19 protein-coding genes are annotated in these 15822 nt (G+C 64.7%); all 19 read left to right on the top strand.

The window, feature by feature from the left end:
- Nucleotides 1-4: 4 nt before the first annotated feature.
- The 19 genes from C8N43_RS06140 (at nucleotide 5) to C8N43_RS06050 (ending at nucleotide 15819) form a co-directional block, all read left to right on the top strand.
- Nucleotides 5-1621 (top strand): carboxyl transferase domain-containing protein, encoded by a 1617-nt coding sequence (locus tag C8N43_RS06140; protein ID WP_107844759.1) that lies wholly within the window; start codon nucleotides 5-7, stop codon nucleotides 1619-1621.
- A 121-nt stretch (nucleotides 1622-1742) separates the two neighbouring features.
- Complete coding sequence (locus C8N43_RS06135; RefSeq protein WP_107844758.1) at nucleotides 1743-3677, top strand: acetyl-CoA carboxylase biotin carboxylase subunit; 1935 nt, start codon at nucleotides 1743-1745, stop codon at nucleotides 3675-3677.
- Complete coding sequence (locus C8N43_RS06130; protein ID WP_107844757.1) at nucleotides 3670-4332, top strand: glutathione S-transferase family protein; 663 nt, start codon at nucleotides 3670-3672, stop codon at nucleotides 4330-4332. The genes C8N43_RS06135 and C8N43_RS06130 overlap by 8 nt, the downstream gene beginning before the upstream one ends.
- The gene (locus tag C8N43_RS06125; protein ID WP_107844756.1) at nucleotides 4329-5183 is read left to right on the top strand and encodes a hydroxymethylglutaryl-CoA lyase; all 855 of its coding nucleotides are present in this window, start codon (nucleotides 4329-4331) and stop codon (nucleotides 5181-5183) included. Before C8N43_RS06130 ends, C8N43_RS06125 begins: the two co-directional genes overlap by 4 nt.
- Nucleotides 5176-5952: a crotonase/enoyl-CoA hydratase family protein gene (locus C8N43_RS06120; protein ID WP_107844755.1), complete on the top strand. Its 777-nt coding sequence runs from the start codon at nucleotides 5176-5178 to the stop codon at nucleotides 5950-5952. The genes C8N43_RS06125 and C8N43_RS06120 overlap by 8 nt, the downstream gene beginning before the upstream one ends.
- A 57-nt stretch (nucleotides 5953-6009) precedes the next feature.
- On the top strand, nucleotides 6010-7119 hold the full coding sequence (locus C8N43_RS06115; protein WP_107844754.1) for a lytic murein transglycosylase: 1110 nt from the start codon (nucleotides 6010-6012) through the stop codon (nucleotides 7117-7119).
- Nucleotides 7120-7494: 375 nt separating this feature from the next.
- The gene (locus C8N43_RS06110; RefSeq protein WP_107844753.1) at nucleotides 7495-7860 is read left to right on the top strand and encodes an NADH-quinone oxidoreductase subunit A; all 366 of its coding nucleotides are present in this window, start codon (nucleotides 7495-7497) and stop codon (nucleotides 7858-7860) included.
- Entirely contained in the window at nucleotides 7851-8384 is a 534-nt protein-coding gene (locus tag C8N43_RS06105; protein ID WP_107844752.1) for a NuoB/complex I 20 kDa subunit family protein, read from the top strand. Before C8N43_RS06110 ends, C8N43_RS06105 begins: the two co-directional genes overlap by 10 nt.
- A gap of 22 nt (nucleotides 8385-8406) precedes the next feature.
- The gene (locus C8N43_RS06100) at nucleotides 8407-9015 is read left to right on the top strand and encodes an NADH-quinone oxidoreductase subunit C (RefSeq protein ID WP_107844751.1); all 609 of its coding nucleotides are present in this window, start codon (nucleotides 8407-8409) and stop codon (nucleotides 9013-9015) included.
- Between the two features lie 2 nt (nucleotides 9016-9017).
- Nucleotides 9018-10247: an NADH-quinone oxidoreductase subunit D gene (locus C8N43_RS06095; RefSeq protein WP_211308594.1), complete on the top strand. Its 1230-nt coding sequence runs from the start codon at nucleotides 9018-9020 to the stop codon at nucleotides 10245-10247.
- A complete protein-coding gene (locus tag C8N43_RS06090) occupies nucleotides 10244-10531 on the top strand; it encodes a hypothetical protein (RefSeq protein ID WP_146174170.1) in 288 nt (95 codons plus the stop codon). Before C8N43_RS06095 ends, C8N43_RS06090 begins: the two co-directional genes overlap by 4 nt.
- 44 nt (nucleotides 10532-10575) lie before the next feature.
- Nucleotides 10576-11760 carry an NADH-quinone oxidoreductase subunit E gene (locus tag C8N43_RS06085; RefSeq protein ID WP_107844748.1) on the top strand — a complete coding sequence of 395 codons (1185 nt, stop codon included), beginning with the start codon at nucleotides 10576-10578 and terminating at the stop codon, nucleotides 11758-11760.
- Nucleotides 11761-11789: 29 nt separating this feature from the next.
- Complete coding sequence (locus C8N43_RS19795; protein ID WP_245912919.1) at nucleotides 11790-12671, top strand: NADH-quinone oxidoreductase subunit E; 882 nt, start codon at nucleotides 11790-11792, stop codon at nucleotides 12669-12671.
- 21 nt (nucleotides 12672-12692) lie between these two features.
- Nucleotides 12693-12917, top strand: coding sequence for a DUF5337 family protein (locus C8N43_RS06075; protein WP_107844747.1), 225 nt, complete (start codon nucleotides 12693-12695; stop codon nucleotides 12915-12917).
- A 26-nt stretch (nucleotides 12918-12943) separates the two neighbouring features.
- On the top strand, nucleotides 12944-14242 hold the full coding sequence (gene nuoF, locus C8N43_RS06070) for an NADH-quinone oxidoreductase subunit NuoF (protein ID WP_107844746.1): 1299 nt from the start codon (nucleotides 12944-12946) through the stop codon (nucleotides 14240-14242).
- Nucleotides 14242-14574, top strand: coding sequence for a hypothetical protein (locus tag C8N43_RS06065; protein ID WP_107844745.1), 333 nt, complete (start codon nucleotides 14242-14244; stop codon nucleotides 14572-14574). The genes nuoF and C8N43_RS06065 overlap by 1 nt, the downstream gene beginning before the upstream one ends.
- Nucleotides 14571-14915 carry a hypothetical protein gene (locus C8N43_RS06060; protein ID WP_107844744.1) on the top strand — a complete coding sequence of 115 codons (345 nt, stop codon included), beginning with the start codon at nucleotides 14571-14573 and terminating at the stop codon, nucleotides 14913-14915. Before C8N43_RS06065 ends, C8N43_RS06060 begins: the two co-directional genes overlap by 4 nt.
- Nucleotides 14916-14941: 26 nt before the next feature.
- Entirely contained in the window at nucleotides 14942-15331 is a 390-nt protein-coding gene (locus tag C8N43_RS06055) for a DUF5333 family protein (RefSeq protein WP_146174169.1), read from the top strand.
- Entirely contained in the window at nucleotides 15331-15819 is a 489-nt protein-coding gene (locus tag C8N43_RS06050) for a DUF3291 domain-containing protein (protein ID WP_107844742.1), read from the top strand. Before C8N43_RS06055 ends, C8N43_RS06050 begins: the two co-directional genes overlap by 1 nt.
- Nucleotides 15820-15822 lie beyond the last annotated feature (3 nt).

The following is a 15822-nucleotide window of genomic DNA, read 5'->3' as shown; positions in this document are numbered from 1 at the left end:
CACTATGAAACTGACCTCCAATATCGCCACAGGTTCCGACGAGTTCCGCACCAACGAGGCCGCCAATCTCGAAGCCCTGCGCGTCGTGACCGAGGCCGCAGAGGCCGCACAGCGGGGCGGGGGCGACGCCGCGCGCGACCGCCATACCTCCCGCGGCAAGATGCTGCCGCGCGACCGGGTGGCCAATCTGCTCGACCCCGGATCACCATTCCTGGAGGTCGGCGCGACGGCGGCCCATGGGCTCTATGAGGGTGCCGCGCCCTGTGCGGGCGTTGTGGCCGGGATCGGCTACGTCTCGGGCAAGATGGCCATGATCGTGTGCAATGATGCCACCGTGAAGGGCGGCACCTATTACCCGATGACGGTCAAAAAGCACCTGCGCGCTCAGGAGATCGCGGAGGAAAACCATCTGCCCTGCATCTATCTGGTCGATAGCGGCGGCGCGAACCTGCCCAACCAGGACGAGGTCTTCCCCGACCGCGATCATTTCGGGCGCATCTTCTACAATCAGGCCCGAATGTCGGCCAAAGGCATCGCCCAGATCGCGGTTGTCATGGGCTCCTGCACGGCGGGCGGCGCGTACGTCCCGGCCATGTCGGACGTCACGATCATCGTAAAAGAGCAGGGCACGATTTTCCTCGCAGGTCCCCCCTTGGTGAAGGCCGCGACGGGGGAGGTGGTGACGGCCGAAGACCTCGGCGGCGGCGATGTGCACACGCGGCTGTCTGGGGTCGCGGATTACCTCGCCGAAGACGACGCGCACGCGCTGGCGCTCGCACGCCGGGCCATGGAAAGTGTTGTACAAGTTGGGGATGGGGTTTCGATTTCTTACCCCAACCTGGGAAGCTTCGAGCCCCCGGCCTACGATCCGGACGAATTGCTCGGCGTCGTGCCCGCCTCGCTGACGACGCCCTACGACATCCGCGAGGTCATCGCCCGCATCGTCGACGGCTCCCGCTTCGACGAGTTCAAGGCGCGGTTTGGCGAGACGCTGGTCTGCGGATTTACGGAAATCTGCGGCCTGCAGGTGGGCATCATCGCGAACAATGGCGTGCTGTTTTCCGAGGCCGCGAGCAAGGGCGCGCATTTCGTCGAGCTCTGCTCGCAGCGGCGTATCCCGTTGGTATTCCTGCAAAACATCACGGGCTTCATGGTGGGTCGCCAATACGAAAACGAAGGCATCGCGCGCCACGGGGCCAAGATGGTCACTGCTGTCGCGACGACGTCGGTGCCCAAGATCACCATGGTCGTGGGGGGCTCCTTCGGGGCGGGCAATTACGGCATGGCAGGCCGCGCCTACCAGCCGCGCTTCATGTGGTCCTGGCCCAATTCACGCATCTCGGTGATGGGTGGCCCGCAAGCCGCAGGCGTGCTCGCCACCGTCCGCCGCGACGGGATCGAGCGCAAGGGCGGCGCATGGTCCGAGGCGGAAGAAGCTGAATTCAAACAACCGGTTATCGACCAGTTCGAAGAGCAGTCTCATCCACTTTATGCCTCCGCCCGGCTGTGGGATGACGGCATCGTCGACCCGCGCAAGGCCCGCAATGTGCTTGCCCTGTCGCTCCGCGCCGCGCTGAACGCACCCATCGCGGAGACACGCTTCGGCGTGTTCCGGATGTGAGGCCTGCGATCCCAAAACGGGGGGCGGGCCAATGGGGCATCGAGCCCCCTTGGCCCGCGGGACCCTACGGCTGCGCCGCGTGGGTCCGGCCCGTGGCCGATTTTCATTCCCGGGAGACGTCATGTTTCGCAAAATCCTGATCGCCAATCGCGGCGAGATTGCCTGCCGTGTCATCGAGACCTGCCGCCGCCTCGGCGTGGCGACAGTGGCGGTGCATTCCGACATCGACCGAGCTGCGCGCCATGTGGCGATGGCGGACGAGGCGGTGAGCCTTGGCGGGGCGAGCCCGGCGGAGAGTTACTTGCGCGGTGATGCGATCATCGAGGCGGCCATCAAAACAGGCGCGCAGGCGATCCACCCGGGCTATGGCTTCCTGTCGGAGAACCCTGATTTCGTTGATGCGGTTGAGGCCGCGGGGCTGGTGTTCATCGGCCCTTCGGCGGACGCGATCCGCGCGATGGGGCTGAAAGACGCGGCCAAGAGCTTGATGGAAAAGGCAGGTGTGCCGGTCGTGCCGGGCTATCACGGTGCCGCGCAGGACAATTTGGCGGCCGAGGCTGACAAGATCGGCTACCCGGTCCTGATCAAGGCGGTCGCGGGCGGCGGCGGCAAGGGCATGCGCCGCGTCGAGCGCGCGCAGGACTTCGCGCAAGAGCTGGAAGCGGCGCAGACCGAGGCCCAGAAGGCGTTCGGGAATGCTGATGTTTTGGTCGAGAAATACGTCTCGACCCCGCGCCATATCGAGGTGCAGGTTTTCGGCGATGGCAACGACGCGGTGCATCTGTTCGAGCGGGATTGCTCGCTGCAGCGCCGCCACCAGAAGGTCATCGAAGAGGCCCCTGCGCCCGGCATGACCGACGAGATGCGCGCCGCCATGGGCGAGGCCGCCGTGCGCGCGGCCAAGGCGGTGGGCTATGCGGGCGCCGGGACGGTGGAGTTCATCGTCGATGCCTCTGACGGGCTACGCGCGGACCGCTTCTACTTCATGGAAATGAACACGCGGCTGCAGGTCGAGCATCCCGTGACCGAGGAGATCACCGGTGTCGATCTGGTCGAATGGCAGTTACGGGTCGCGAGCGGTGAAGCACTGCCGCTGCTTCAGGATCAGCTGTCGATCACCGGTCACGCCTTCGAGGCGCGCATCTATGCCGAGGATGTCGCAGCGGGCTTCCTGCCCGCCATTGGCACACTAGGGCATCTGCGGTTCGCGGACGGCGCGCGGATCGACACAGGCGTGCGGCCGGGCGACGAGATCAGCCCGCATTACGACCCGATGATCGCCAAGCTGACGGTGCATGGTCCGGACCGCGCCGCGGCGTTGGCGCAGCTGACCCGCGCCCTGCAGGCCACCGAGATTGGTGGCACGGTCACCAATATTGGCTTCCTCGCGGCCTTGTCCCAGCACGAGGGCTTCTCTGTAGGCGAGGTCGACACCGGCCTGATCGCGCGCGATCTGGACACGCTGGTCGAGACGCCTGCCCCCTGTACCCGGACGCAAGCTTTGGCCGGGATTGCCGCTTTGGGTCTTGATGGGGACGCGCCTGAGTTTGCAGGGTTTTCGCTCTGGGGTGCCGAGGGGCAAAGCGTCGATTTGCAGTTCGGGGAAGCCGAGGTCACCGCCAGCATCACGACGCTTGGGCCCGGGCAATTCCGTGTCGAGGTTGGCGGCGAAACGCATCAAATCACCCGCACGCAAAATGCCTGGACCATCGGGGACGACACCATCGCTGCGCGGGTCTGGTGCGATGGGCGGCAAGGGGCGGTCTTCTGGGGCAACACATACGCCTTCACGGTGCCCGATCCGTTGGACCGCCACAGCGATGCGGCCAGCGACGGGCTGACCCGCGCGCCGATGCCGGGGCTGGTGCGGGTCGTCGACGTCACCGCGGGCCAGCAGGTGGCGAAAGGCGACCGCCTTTTGGTGCTGGAAGCCATGAAGATGGAGCATGCCTTGCGCGCCGATGCCGACGGCATCGTGGCCGACGTCATGGTCGAGGGCGGCGCGCAGGTGGTGGCTGGCGCCCCCCTCGTGCGGATCGAGGCCAAGGATGGCTGAGCTGCCTATCACCTTGCACCATGCGCATCAGACCCGTTCGATGCGCGCGTTGTGGCTTTTGCACGAGCTGGATGTTCCGTTCGAACTGGTCGTGCATCCGTTCGGCAAGAACCTGCGCGACCCCGCCTATCTGGCGAAAAGCCCCGTCGGGCGGGTGCCAGCACTCGAGATCGGCGGGCAGACCCTGTTCGAAAGCGGCGCGATCACCGAATACCTGTGCGAGACGTTTCCAGAGGCCGGTTTGGGCCGTGCGCCCGGCGATCCCGAGCGCGCCGATTGGCTGGTCTGGGTGCATTTCGCCGAGACGATGGCCCAGCATTGCGCGGCGCTGACCCAGCAGCACATCGCGCTCTACGAGGATCACATGCGCAGCCCGATTGTGATGAAGCTGGAGTCCGCGCGGCTCGCCAAATGCTACGCGGCATTGGACCAAAGGCTGCAATCGCGGGATCACTTGCTGGATAGCGGCTTTTCTGCTGCCGACATTTCTTGCGGGTATTCGGTCTATTCAGGCCGACACTTTGCACATATCGAACCTTTTGCGGCGCTCAGCGCCTGGTACGCCAGGATCACGGCACGGCCTGCCTTTCAGAAGTCCCTGCCACCCGAGGGCGCCCCGCTTTACGGCGACAAATTCTATGAGGCCCCGGCATGAGCCGGGTCGAGCTGTTCGAAGTTGGCCCGCGCGACGGCTTGCAGAATGAAGTGCGGCTGATCCCGACTTCGGAGAAGATCGCGCTGATCGACTTGCTGTCTCAAGCGGGCTTCAGGCGGATTGAGGTGGCAAGCTTCGTGTCGCCCAAATGGGTGCCGCAGATGGCTGATGGCGCCGACGTGCTGGCGGGGATCACCCGCGCGCCGGGCGTCTCCTACGCGGCGCTGACGCCGAATATCCGTGGCTTTGAGGCCGCAAAGGCCGCGCGGGTGGACGAGATCGCGGTATTTGCCAGCGCGTCCGAAGGGTTCTCGCGCGCCAATGTGAACGCCTCGATCGAAGACAGTTTGGCGCGGTTCGTGCCCATCATGGAGGCGGCCGAGATGCCTGTGCGGGGCTATGTCTCATGCGTCGTGGAATGCCCCTATGACGGTCCGACACCTCCGGCAAAGGTGGCGGACGTGGCCTCGAAACTATTCGAGATGGGCTGCTATGAGGTTTCACTGGGCGACACTGTGGGCCGGGCGACGCCAGAGGGCACAGAGGCGATGTTGAAAGCGGTGACCCGGGCCTGCGATCCATCAAAGCTGGCAGGGCATTTCCACGACACATCGGGCCGGGCCTTGGCCAATATCGACGTCGCGCTGGATCATGGCCTGCGGGTCTTTGACACGGCTGTCGGCGGTCTGGGCGGCTGCCCCTATGCGCCCGGGGCGGCGGGCAATGTGGCGACGGAGCGGGTCATGGATCACATGAAAAACAAAGGGCTGGAGACCGGCCTGGATGCCGGGATCATAGCCGAGGCCGCGACGATGGCCCGCGCGATGCGCAAGGAGAGTGACGATGTATGAGACCCTGTTGCTGAAATCCGACCCACGCGGCGTGACCACTGTCACCCTGAACCGCCCGGAGAAACGCAATGCCCTGTCCGGCGAGATGATCGCGGAGCTCTCCGATTGCGCCGCACAATTGGCCGCCGAACCGCCCCGCGTGGTGGTCCTGCAGGGCGCGGGCGGGCAGTTTTGCGCGGGCGGGGATTTGAACTGGATGAAGGCGCAGATCAATGCCGACAGCGCGACCCGTGCGGCGGAGGCGGGCAAGCTCGCGGCGATGCTGGGCGCATGGAACACGCTGCCCGCGCCAGTGATCGCGCGGATCGAGGGCAGTGCCTTTGGCGGCGGTGTGGGGCTCGCCTGCATCGCGGATGTGGCGGTTGCCGACACGGCCACAAAGTTCGGCCTGACCGAGACGAAGCTGGGTCTGATCCCGGCGACGATTGGGCCCTATGTGATCGCCCGGATGGGCGAAGGGCGCGCGCGGCGGGTCTTCATGTCGAGCCGGGTGTTCGACGCGCAAGAGGCGCAAGAGCTTGGGATCATTGCGACAGTCACAGATGACCTCGACGCGGTGGTCGAGGCCGAGGTCGCCCCTTACCTCGCCTGCGCGCCGGGTGCCGTGGCAGAGGCCAAGGCGCTCGCCCTGCGCTTGGGTCAAGCCCCCGGACCGGCGGAAATCGACGCCTCAATCGAGGCGCTCGTTACCCGTTGGGACAGCGCGGAAAGCGGCGAAGGGATTGATGCCTTCTTCGGCAAGCGCAAAGCCGCTTGGGTGGTTTCCTAAGCCGGACGTCTCGCGTAAACTCCCTTGAAACCACCTTGCAAAGAGGGGAGCAGTCTCATGATCAATCGCCGCCATTTCCTGGCCCTGTCCGGGGCCTCTGCGCTGGCCGCTTGTGGCGCGCCAGTCCCCGTCGCAGCAACCCGGTCCGCCACGCTTCAGGCCGCAGCGAACCCGGCCTTTGACGCGTGGATCGCCGCCTTCAGGCCGCGCGCCCGGGCCGCGGGCGTCTCGGACGCGACGCTCAATGCAGGGCTGCGCGGCGTGGGCTTCCTGCCCGGCGTAATCGAGCGGGACCGCAACCAGACCGAGTTCAAGCGCAGCTTCGAAGATTACCTCGCCATCGTCGCCAATGACGACAAGGTGGCCCAGGGCCGCGCGGCGTTTGCGCGCCAGCGCAGCAGGCTGAACGCGATCGAGGCGAAATACGGCGTCCCCGCCGAGGTGGTCTGCGCCATCTGGGGCGTGGAGAGCAATTTCGGCACCCGGCGCGGCGACATCCCCGTGACCTCGGCCACCGCGACGCTCGCCTTTGATGGCAGGCGCGGCGCGTTCTTCGAGAAGCAACTGATTGCGGCACTCAAGATCCTGCAGACCGGCGACACGACACCGGACAAGCTGGTGGGCAGCTGGGCTGGTGCTATGGGGCACACGCAGTTTATTCCCACGTCCTATCAACTGTTTGCGGTGGATTTCACCGGCGACGGTCGCCGAGATATCTGGTCAGAGGACCCGTCGGATGCACTGGCCTCCACCGCGGCCTACCTGTCGCGCTTGGGCTGGCAGCGGGGTGCGAAGTGGGGCCGCGAGGAAACCTCTGGCGGCTTGCAGCCTGACCCGGGCGGGCCGCGCTTTGACGTGGGTCAGAACTTCCGCGCGATCAAGCGCTACAACAACTCCGACAATTACGCGCTGGGCGTGGGCTTCCTGTCCGACCGCATCGCGGGCGGCGGGCCGTTGAAGACCCCGTTCGGCCCCGACAAGTACGGGCTGACGATTGACCAGCGCAAGCGGCTGCAAGAGCGGCTGACCGCACGCGGGTTCGACACGGGCGGCGCGGACGGCGTGCTTGGGCCGAAATCGCAGGCGGCGATCCGGGCCTATCAGTCGAGCGTGGGCCTGCCTGCCACGGGCACGCCATCACTGGCCTTGCTGGCGCAGTTGGGGTAGGCGGGCCAGACTTTCACGGAAAGTCTGGGGCCAAATCCTTATGAAGGATTTGCGCGCAATCTTTTTTCAAAAGATTGCTGCCGTCCCGGACACCACCGCCGCGCCCTTTAAATTAACCAATCCTTAACGACTCACCGCGTAGCACTGACATACCGCGTGGCCATGGCGAGGCCTCCTACATCCCCTCGGCCCAAGACCCATGTCCCGCGGTGCGAACCCCCATGCCGGATTGCCTCAAATTGCCGCCCCCCCCGCGCTGTTTTTTCGCGGCCCTCAGGGGGCTTGCGTCGGTTGACCCTCAGGCGGGGCAGGCGTAAGTATCATGCAGCCAACAAAGCCTGTGTGCGATGATATGCAGGCGAGAAGGAGACATACGTGGACGAGCTTCTACGGGAATACCTGCCCATCCTGATTTTCCTGGGGCTGGCCATCGTGCTGGGCCTCATCCTGATTCTGGCCGCCGCAATCGTCGCGGTGCGCAATCCTGACCCCGAAAAGGTGTCCGCATACGAGTGCGGGTTCAACGCGTTTGACGACGCCCGCATGAAGTTCGACGTGCGCTTCTATCTGGTGTCGATCCTGTTCATCATCTTCGATCTCGAAGTGGCGTTCCTGTTCCCTTGGGCCGTGGCATTCAAAGACGTGGGGCTTTTGGGCTTCTGGTCGATGATGGTCTTCCTCGCGGTGCTGACGATCGGCTTCGCCTATGAATGGAAGAAAGGGGCGCTCGAATGGGAGTAGCGGCTGGACTGAACACCGCCGGGTGGGACAAGGATGTCGCGACCGAGCAGCTGAATTCTGAGCTGCAGGACAAGGGCTTCCTCGTCACCTCGACCGAGGACATCATCAACTGGGCCCGCACGGGCTCGCTGCACTGGATGACCTTCGGGCTCGCCTGCTGCGCCGTTGAGATGATGCACACCGCCATGCCACGCTACGATATGGAGCGGTTCGGCACCGCGCCGCGCGCCTCCCCCCGCCAGTCGGACCTGATGATCGTGGCCGGAACGCTGACCAACAAGATGGCGCCCGCCCTGCGCAAGGTTTACGACCAAATGCCAGAGCCGCGCTACGTGATCTCCATGGGGTCCTGCGCCAATGGCGGCGGCTACTACCACTACAGCTATTCGGTGGTGCGCGGCTGCGATCGCATCGTGCCGGTGGACCTCTACGTGCCGGGCTGCCCGCCCACGGCCGAGGCGCTGCTTTACGGCATCCTGCAGCTGCAACGTAAAATTCGCCGCACGGGGAATATCGTGCGATGAGCGCGTGTAGAAAGGTGTTTCGATGAGCTCTGCCCTTGAAGAACTCGCAGCCCATATCGAGCTGAAGCGCCCCGACTGCGTGCTGTCGACCGAGATCGCCCATGGCGAGCTGACGGTGCATATCGCGCCCTCGTCGCTGGTGGCCTTCACCGAGTTCCTGAAGACCGACCGGGCCTGCCGCTTCTCGACGATGATCGACATCACGGCCGTAGACTATCCGACCCGCGACAAGCGCTTCGACGTGGTCTACCACTACCTGTCGATGTACCAGAACCACCGCATCCGCGTGAAGCTGGCCATCCGCGAGGACGACATCGTGCCGTCGGTGCACGAGGTTTTCCCGTCCGCCAACTGGTTCGAGCGGGAGGTGTTCGACATGTTCGGCATCCTCTTCTCCGGCCACCCGGACCTGCGCCGGATCCTCACCGATTACGGCTTCCGCGGCTACCCGCTGCGAAAGGACTTCCCGACCACCGGCTATGTCGAGGTTCGCTACGACGAGGCCGAAAAACGCGTGGTCTACGAGCCTGTGAAGCTGGTTCAGGAATACCGCCAATTCGACTTCATGTCGCCTTGGGAAGGGGCCGAGTACATCATGCCCGGCGATGAGAAAGCAGAGGAGAAGACCTGATGATGGACGGCTCCAAATTCGACGACGGCAGCGTGGACGCACTGTCCGGCGAGCAGAAAATCCGCAACTTCAACATCAACTTCGGGCCCCAGCACCCGGCGGCCCACGGAGTGCTGCGCTTGGTGCTGGAGCTGGACGGTGAGATCGTGGAGCGCTGCGATCCCCATATCGGGCTGCTTCACCGCGGCACTGAGAAGCTGATGGAAAGCCGTACCTACCTGCAGAACCTGCCGTATTTCGACCGGCTCGACTACGTGTCGCCGATGAACCAGGAACACGCCTGGTGCCTCGCCATCGAGAAGCTGACCAAGACCGACGTGCCGCGCCGCGCCTCGCTGATCCGGGTGCTTTATTCCGAGATCGGGCGCGTGCTGAACCACCTGCTTAACGTCACCACGCAGGCCATGGATGTGGGCGCGCTGACGCCGCCGCTCTGGGGTTTCGAGGAGCGCGAGAAGCTCATGGTCTTCTACGAGCGGGCCTGCGGCGCGCGGCTTCACGCCGCCTATTTCCGCCCCGGCGGAGTGCATCAGGACCTGCCCGACGCCCTGCTCGACGATATCGAGGAATGGACCACGACTTTCCCGGCCGTCTTGGAGGACATCGACGGGCTGCTCAGCGACAACCGCATCTTCAAGCAGCGCAATGCCGATATCGGCATTGTGACCGAGGAGGATATCCTCGACTACGGCTTCTCCGGCGTGATGGTGCGCGGCTCCGGCCTTGCATGGGACCTGCGCCGCGCGCAGCCCTACGAGTGCTACAACGAGTTCGAATTCGACATCCCCGTGGGCAAGAATGGCGACTGCTTTGACCGCTACCTCGTGCGCATGGAAGAGATGCGCCAGTCGGTCTCGATCATCCGGCAGGCCATCGAAAAGCTGCGCGCCCCGGAAGGCCAGGGCGATGTGATGGCGCGGGGCAAGATGACCCCGCCCACGCGCGGCGAGATGAAGACCTCGATGGAGGCGCTCATTCACCATTTCAAACTCTACACCGAGGGCTTCCACGTGCCCGAGGGTGAGGTCTACGCGGCGGTCGAAGCCCCAAAGGGCGAGTTCGGCGTGTATCTGGTGGCGGACGGGACCAACAAGCCCTACCGCGCCAAGTTGAAGGCACCGGGTTTCCTGCACCTGCAGGCGATGGATTACATGTGCAAAGGCCACCAGCTTGCTGATGTGGCCGCGATTATTGGAACTATGGATGTTGTTTTTGGGGAGATTGACCGATGACTAGATTTACGATGACCTGTGCTGCTGCTGGCGCGCTGACCTTGGCCGCCTGTGTGCCGACGCCGGAGCTGTCGGTCGATGATATCGACCTGGCGCGCTACGCCTCGGCCATGGCGCAGGTGGGCTGTATCGATTTTGACGGCATCACCCATGCCGAAATCCGCGACATCACTGGCTGGAAAGACAGCAAGCTCGACAAGGTCGAGGAAGAAGCCATCGCGCAGCTGCAGGCCATCGAGCAGCCCGGCGGCGGCATCCGCTCCACCGTGGGGGCCTGCGCGTAAGCGCGGCCTCGCCCACAGCCACAAGATAAAGGCCACACTCAGACATGCTTCGCAGACTTCACGCAGAACAGCCTGACAGCTTCGCTTTCACCCAAGCCAATCAGGCCTGGGCGGAGGCGCAGATCACGAAGTACCCCGAGGGGCGTCAGGCCTCGGCGATCATTCCGCTGCTGTGGCGCGCGCAAGAGCAGGAGGGGTGGCTGACCCGCCCCGCGATCGAGCACGTCGCCGACATGCTGGGCATGGCCTATATCCGGGCGCTGGAAGTGGCGTCCTTCTACTTCATGTTCCAGCTGCAGCCCGTGGGCTCTGTGGCCCATATTCAGGTCTGCGGCACCACGTCCTGCATGATCTGCGGGGCCGAGGATCTGGTCGCGGTCTGCAAGGAAAAGATCGCGCCGAAAGCCCATCAGCTGTCCGAGGACGGCAAGTTCTCGTGGGAAGAGGTCGAGTGCCTCGGCGCCTGCGCCAACGCGCCAATGGCCCAGATCGGCAAGGACTACTACGAGGACCTGACCGCCAAGAGCATGGGCGACATCATCGACATGCTGGCGCGCGGCGACGTGCCGACACCGGGCTCCCAGCAGGGTCGGTTCGCGGCGGAACCGCTCAAGGGCCTGACGTCGCTGACGGAATACGAGAGCGGCAAGACGAAATACAACGCCTCCGTCCAGCTGGCAGCCGACATCGGCGACACGGTCAAACGGATCGACGGCACCGAAGTGCCGCTGCTGGCGCCTTGGGGCCACGGCCAAAACGCGGTGGATGCCGCCGCCAACAGCCCGCTCGAGCCCCATGCCGACAAGCCCAAGGGCGACGGCAAGCCGGTGACCACCAAAGGGAAGGCCAAGGCCAAAACCGTCGCCACGCCCAAGACCGGCACGGTGGCCCCGAAACCCAAAAAAGACCCGGAGTTGAAGGCCCCCGCCGTCAAACCCGACGGCAGCAAGCCAGAGACCCTGACCGGGCCGCGCGAGGGGCAAACAGCGGACGATCTGAAGCTGCTCAAGGGCGTCGGCCCGGGGCTGGAGAAGACGCTCAACGAGCTGGGCTTCTACCATTTTGATCAGGTCGCCGCGTGGGGCAAGGACGAGATCGCATGGGTGGACAGCCGTCTGAAATTCAAAGGGCGCATTGAGCGCGACGAGTGGGTGAAACAAGCAAAGATCCTCGCCGAAGGGGGCAGCACGGAATTTTCAAGCCGCAGCAAAAAAGGCGGCGCAAAATAGATGTCTAAAAACGGACAGGGAGACTTCCAATGACACAACCCAATCCCGGCTCGTTCGGCTGCGTGATCGCCTCTTGGGGCATCGCGGCACTCGGCGGCGCATTGCTTGCGGTCCTTTTGATGGCCGTTGCGGGCTTCAGCTTCGTCGCGGCCGCGTTCCTCGGAGCGGTTGCCTTCGTGGTCGCCGCGCTGATCTTCATGTGGGCCTTCTGCCGCAGCTTGCCTGCGCCGGGCGAGGTCACGATCGAGACGCCCGAGGTTGGGCCGAAGGACGCCAAGGCCGAAGCCATGGCGGAGATGAGCGCGAAGAGCTCCGGCGGCGCGGCCGCCAAATCGAGCGGATCGTCCGCTGCTGCGTCTTCCGCATCTGCGAGCGCAGGATCAGCCTCCACGACGAAGTCATCGCTGCTGGCCGGTGAAAGCGAGCTTGCCACCCGCAAGGGCGAGTGGAAATACGACGGCGACGCCGACGGCAAGGCGGGCAAAGCCAAGGAAAAAGCGGCCAAGGCCGCCAAGCCCAAGGGCGCCGATCAGGCGACGCCAGCCCCGGCCCCTGCACAGGTCGAAGCCAAGGCGAAGCCGAAGAAGGCACCCGCCAAGAAGAAAGCCGATGCAGCAACCGCCGCGGCAGAAAGCGCGCCCGAGACCCTGTCCGGACCACGCGCGGGCCAGACCGCCGACGACCTGAAGCTGCTCAAAGGTGTGGGGCCGGGTCTGGAAGGCACGCTTAACGAGCTGGGCTTCTACCACTTTGACCAGATCGCCAAATGGGGCGCGGGCGAGATCGCCTGGGTCGACAGCCGCCTGAAGTTCAAAGGCCGGATCGAGCGGGACGACTGGGTCTCCCAGGCGAAAATCCTGGCCGAAGGCGGCGAGACGGAGTTTTCCAAGCGCAGCAAGAAGGGCAAGTAACATGCGCCCGCGCTTGGCGAAATGAGGGGCGATGCGGGCGATGACGCCGCCCGCGCCGCCAAAGGCCGCAAACTGGCCATCATGATGATCGCCGCCGCCGCGGCGTTCATGGCGGTGGAGTTCGCGGGGGCCACCTTCGGGTGGTCGAACCAAATAATGGGCCTGCTCGAGCTCGGCATTGCCGCCGTGTTCGTGTGGGTCATGATAGAAGCCTACCGCCTGTGGCGCTCGCGCGATCAGGCCTAGGGCAGAGCAATTGAGGACATCGCGCCATGCTGGCAGATAAAGACCGCATCTTCACCAATCTCTACGGGATGCATGACCGCTCCCTGAAAGGCGCGAAAGCGCGCGGGCATTGGGACGGAACCGCCAAGCTGATTAAGCAGGGCCGGGACAAGATCATCGACGAGATGAAGGCCTCTGGCCTGCGGGGACGCGGCGGCGCGGGCTTCCCCACGGGTCTGAAGTGGTCCTTCATGCCCAAGGAAAGCGACGGTCGTCCGGCCTATCTGGTGATCAACGCAGACGAGTCGGAGCCGGGCACCTGCAAGGACCGCGAGATCATGCGGCACGACCCGCATACCCTGATCGAAGGCGCGCTGATCGCGTCCTTCGCGATGAACGCCCATGCCTGCTACATCTACATCCGCGGCGAATACATCCGCGAGAAAGAGGCGCTACAGGCCGCCATCGACGAATGCTACGAGGCAGGCCTTCTTGGCCCCAACGCCGCGAAGTCTGGCTGGGATTTCGATCTGTACCTGCATCACGGGGCAGGGGCCTATATCTGCGGCGAGGAGACAGCGCTTCTGGAAAGCCTCGAGGGCAAGAAGGGCATGCCGCGCATGAAGCCGCCCTTCCCGGCGGGGGCGGGCCTCTATGGCTGCCCCACCACAGTGAACAACGTGGAAAGCATCGCGGTGGTGCCCACGATCCTGCGGCGCGGCGGCGACTGGTTCTCCAGCTTCGGGCGGCCCAACAATGCGGGCACCAAGCTGTTCGCGATTTCGGGCCACGTCAACAACCCCTGCGTCGTGGAAGAGGCGATGTCGATCCCCTTCAAGGAGCTGATCGACCGTCACTGCGGCGGCATCCGGGGCGGCTGGGCCAACCTGAAAGCGGTGATCCCGGGCGGCTCGTCAGTGCCCTGCCTGCCGGCGGAGATCATGGAAAAAGACGCCATCATGGATTTTGACTGGCTGCGCGAGCAGCGCTCAGGGCTAGGCACCGCGGCCGTGATCGTGATGGACGAGAGCACCGATATCATCAAGGCGATCTGGCGGCTGTCGAAGTTCTACAAGCACGAGTCGTGCGGGCAATGCACGCCCTGCCGCGAAGGCACCGGCTGGATGATGCGCGTGATGGACCGGCTGGTGACCGGCGAGGCGGAGGTCGAAGAGATCGACATGCTGCTCGACGTGACCAAGCAGGTCGAGGGCCACACGATCTGCGCCCTGGGTGACGCGGCGGCCTGGCCGATCCAGGGCCTTGTGCGGCACTTCCGCAACGAGATCGAAGACCGCATCAAGCACAAGAAAACCGGCCGCGTGTCGGCGGTGGCGGCCGAGTGATGCGCGCTGCCCTGATCCCTGCCGCGCTGGTCCTGTCGGCCTGCGTGCCCGAAGGCCCCGAGGCGCCCAAAGGTCCACCCATCGAGATTGTCGAAGCCGCACGCGCGCTCGATACCACCCGCGTCGTGATGCGCTACAAGGATGGCGGCGCGATCCCGGCGGCGGATGAGAACCGCGCGGTGCTGCGGGCCATGGAAATCGCCTGCCGCGAGGGGGAGAACCCGATCTCCGACACCCGTACGCGCGCGGATGGCCTGCTGACGGTCAATGTGTTCTGCGTGGGCGTGGTCGAGACGGACCTCGTCGTTGACGGCTCAAGGCTCAAGACATGATCCGCGCGCTGCTCATCGCCTCGCTTCTGGCGGGCACGGTCGGGTGCAGCCTCGTCAGCCGCGACAAGTCCCGCGGGGCAGAGGGCGAGCGCGAGCTGCCCTTCAAGGCCAAGCTGCGGTCTTCGAGCGATGACCGGCGCGCTTTTGACGTCAGCGTCCGTAACAAGGGCGCGGGTCTGGAAGAGGTGCGCGAAAGCGTGCGGTTTGAAGCCACGAAATACTGCCTGCTGAACTTCGGCGGATCCGAGACGGAGTGGCGCGTCAGCGGTGGCCCCGACGATTGGGCCTTCACCCAAGACGGCGACGCGCTTGTTTTCTCGGGCCGATGTACCAACCGATAGGGGCCAAACGCACCATGCCGGGAGACATGAAAATCTGGACAATGATCGCGGTGCTCGCGGCGACACCCGCCATGGCGGAGAAGCGCGAGATGCCCGACTACCTCGTTGATGCAATCGTGGCGAGCACAACCGCGCGCACGATCGCCATGTCCTGCCCTGACCTGAGTGTGAACCCGATCGCGGCCAACCGCGCCTCTACCGAGCTGATCACCAAGCTCGAGGCCGATGGCATCAGCACCGACGACCCGATCAGCGACGTGCTGGACGACCCCGAACGCTTCGCCGCCCGGCAGCAGGCGTTCATGGACAAACACGATCTGGACGGCGCGCCGACCACGCTGGTCTGCGACGCAGGCCGTGCCGAGATGGCCGAAGGCACGGGCATCGGCGCGCTCTTGATCGAGGAGGGCAAGTGATGGACGGCCACCACCTTGCAGAGCTGAACATCGGACGGCTTGTGGCCCCCGTGGACGACCCGCGCGTGGCCGAGTTCATCGATAATATCGACCGGATCAACGGGCTCGGGCAGCGGATGCCGGGATTTGTGTGGATGCTGGAAGGCTCCGGCGGGCCGGGGGCCACGGACCATGCCATCGGCGGCGACGACCTGCTCGTGCCGAACCTGACGGTGTGGGAAGATGCCGCGTCGCTCGAGACCTTCGTCTGGGGTACGGTGCACAAGAAATTCTACGAAAAACGCCAAGAGTGGTTCGAGGTGCTGGGCTCCATGCATTTTGTCATGTGGTGGGTGCCCATCGGTCACCGCCCGAGCCTTGAAGAAGCTCTTGAACGCCTCGCCTTGCGGGAGCAAAAGGGCGACACGCCCGATGCCTTCGGCTGGGACCATCTCAAAGACGCAACCATGTGGAAAACCCATGGTTGCCAACATGTTGCAGCGGAGTGACGC

Origin of the sequence: Litoreibacter ponti (genome assembly GCF_003054285.1) — a bacterium.
Lineage (GTDB): Bacteria > Pseudomonadota > Alphaproteobacteria > Rhodobacterales > Rhodobacteraceae > Litoreibacter > Litoreibacter ponti.
This window is presented reverse-complemented; position numbering and strand designations above follow the sequence as displayed.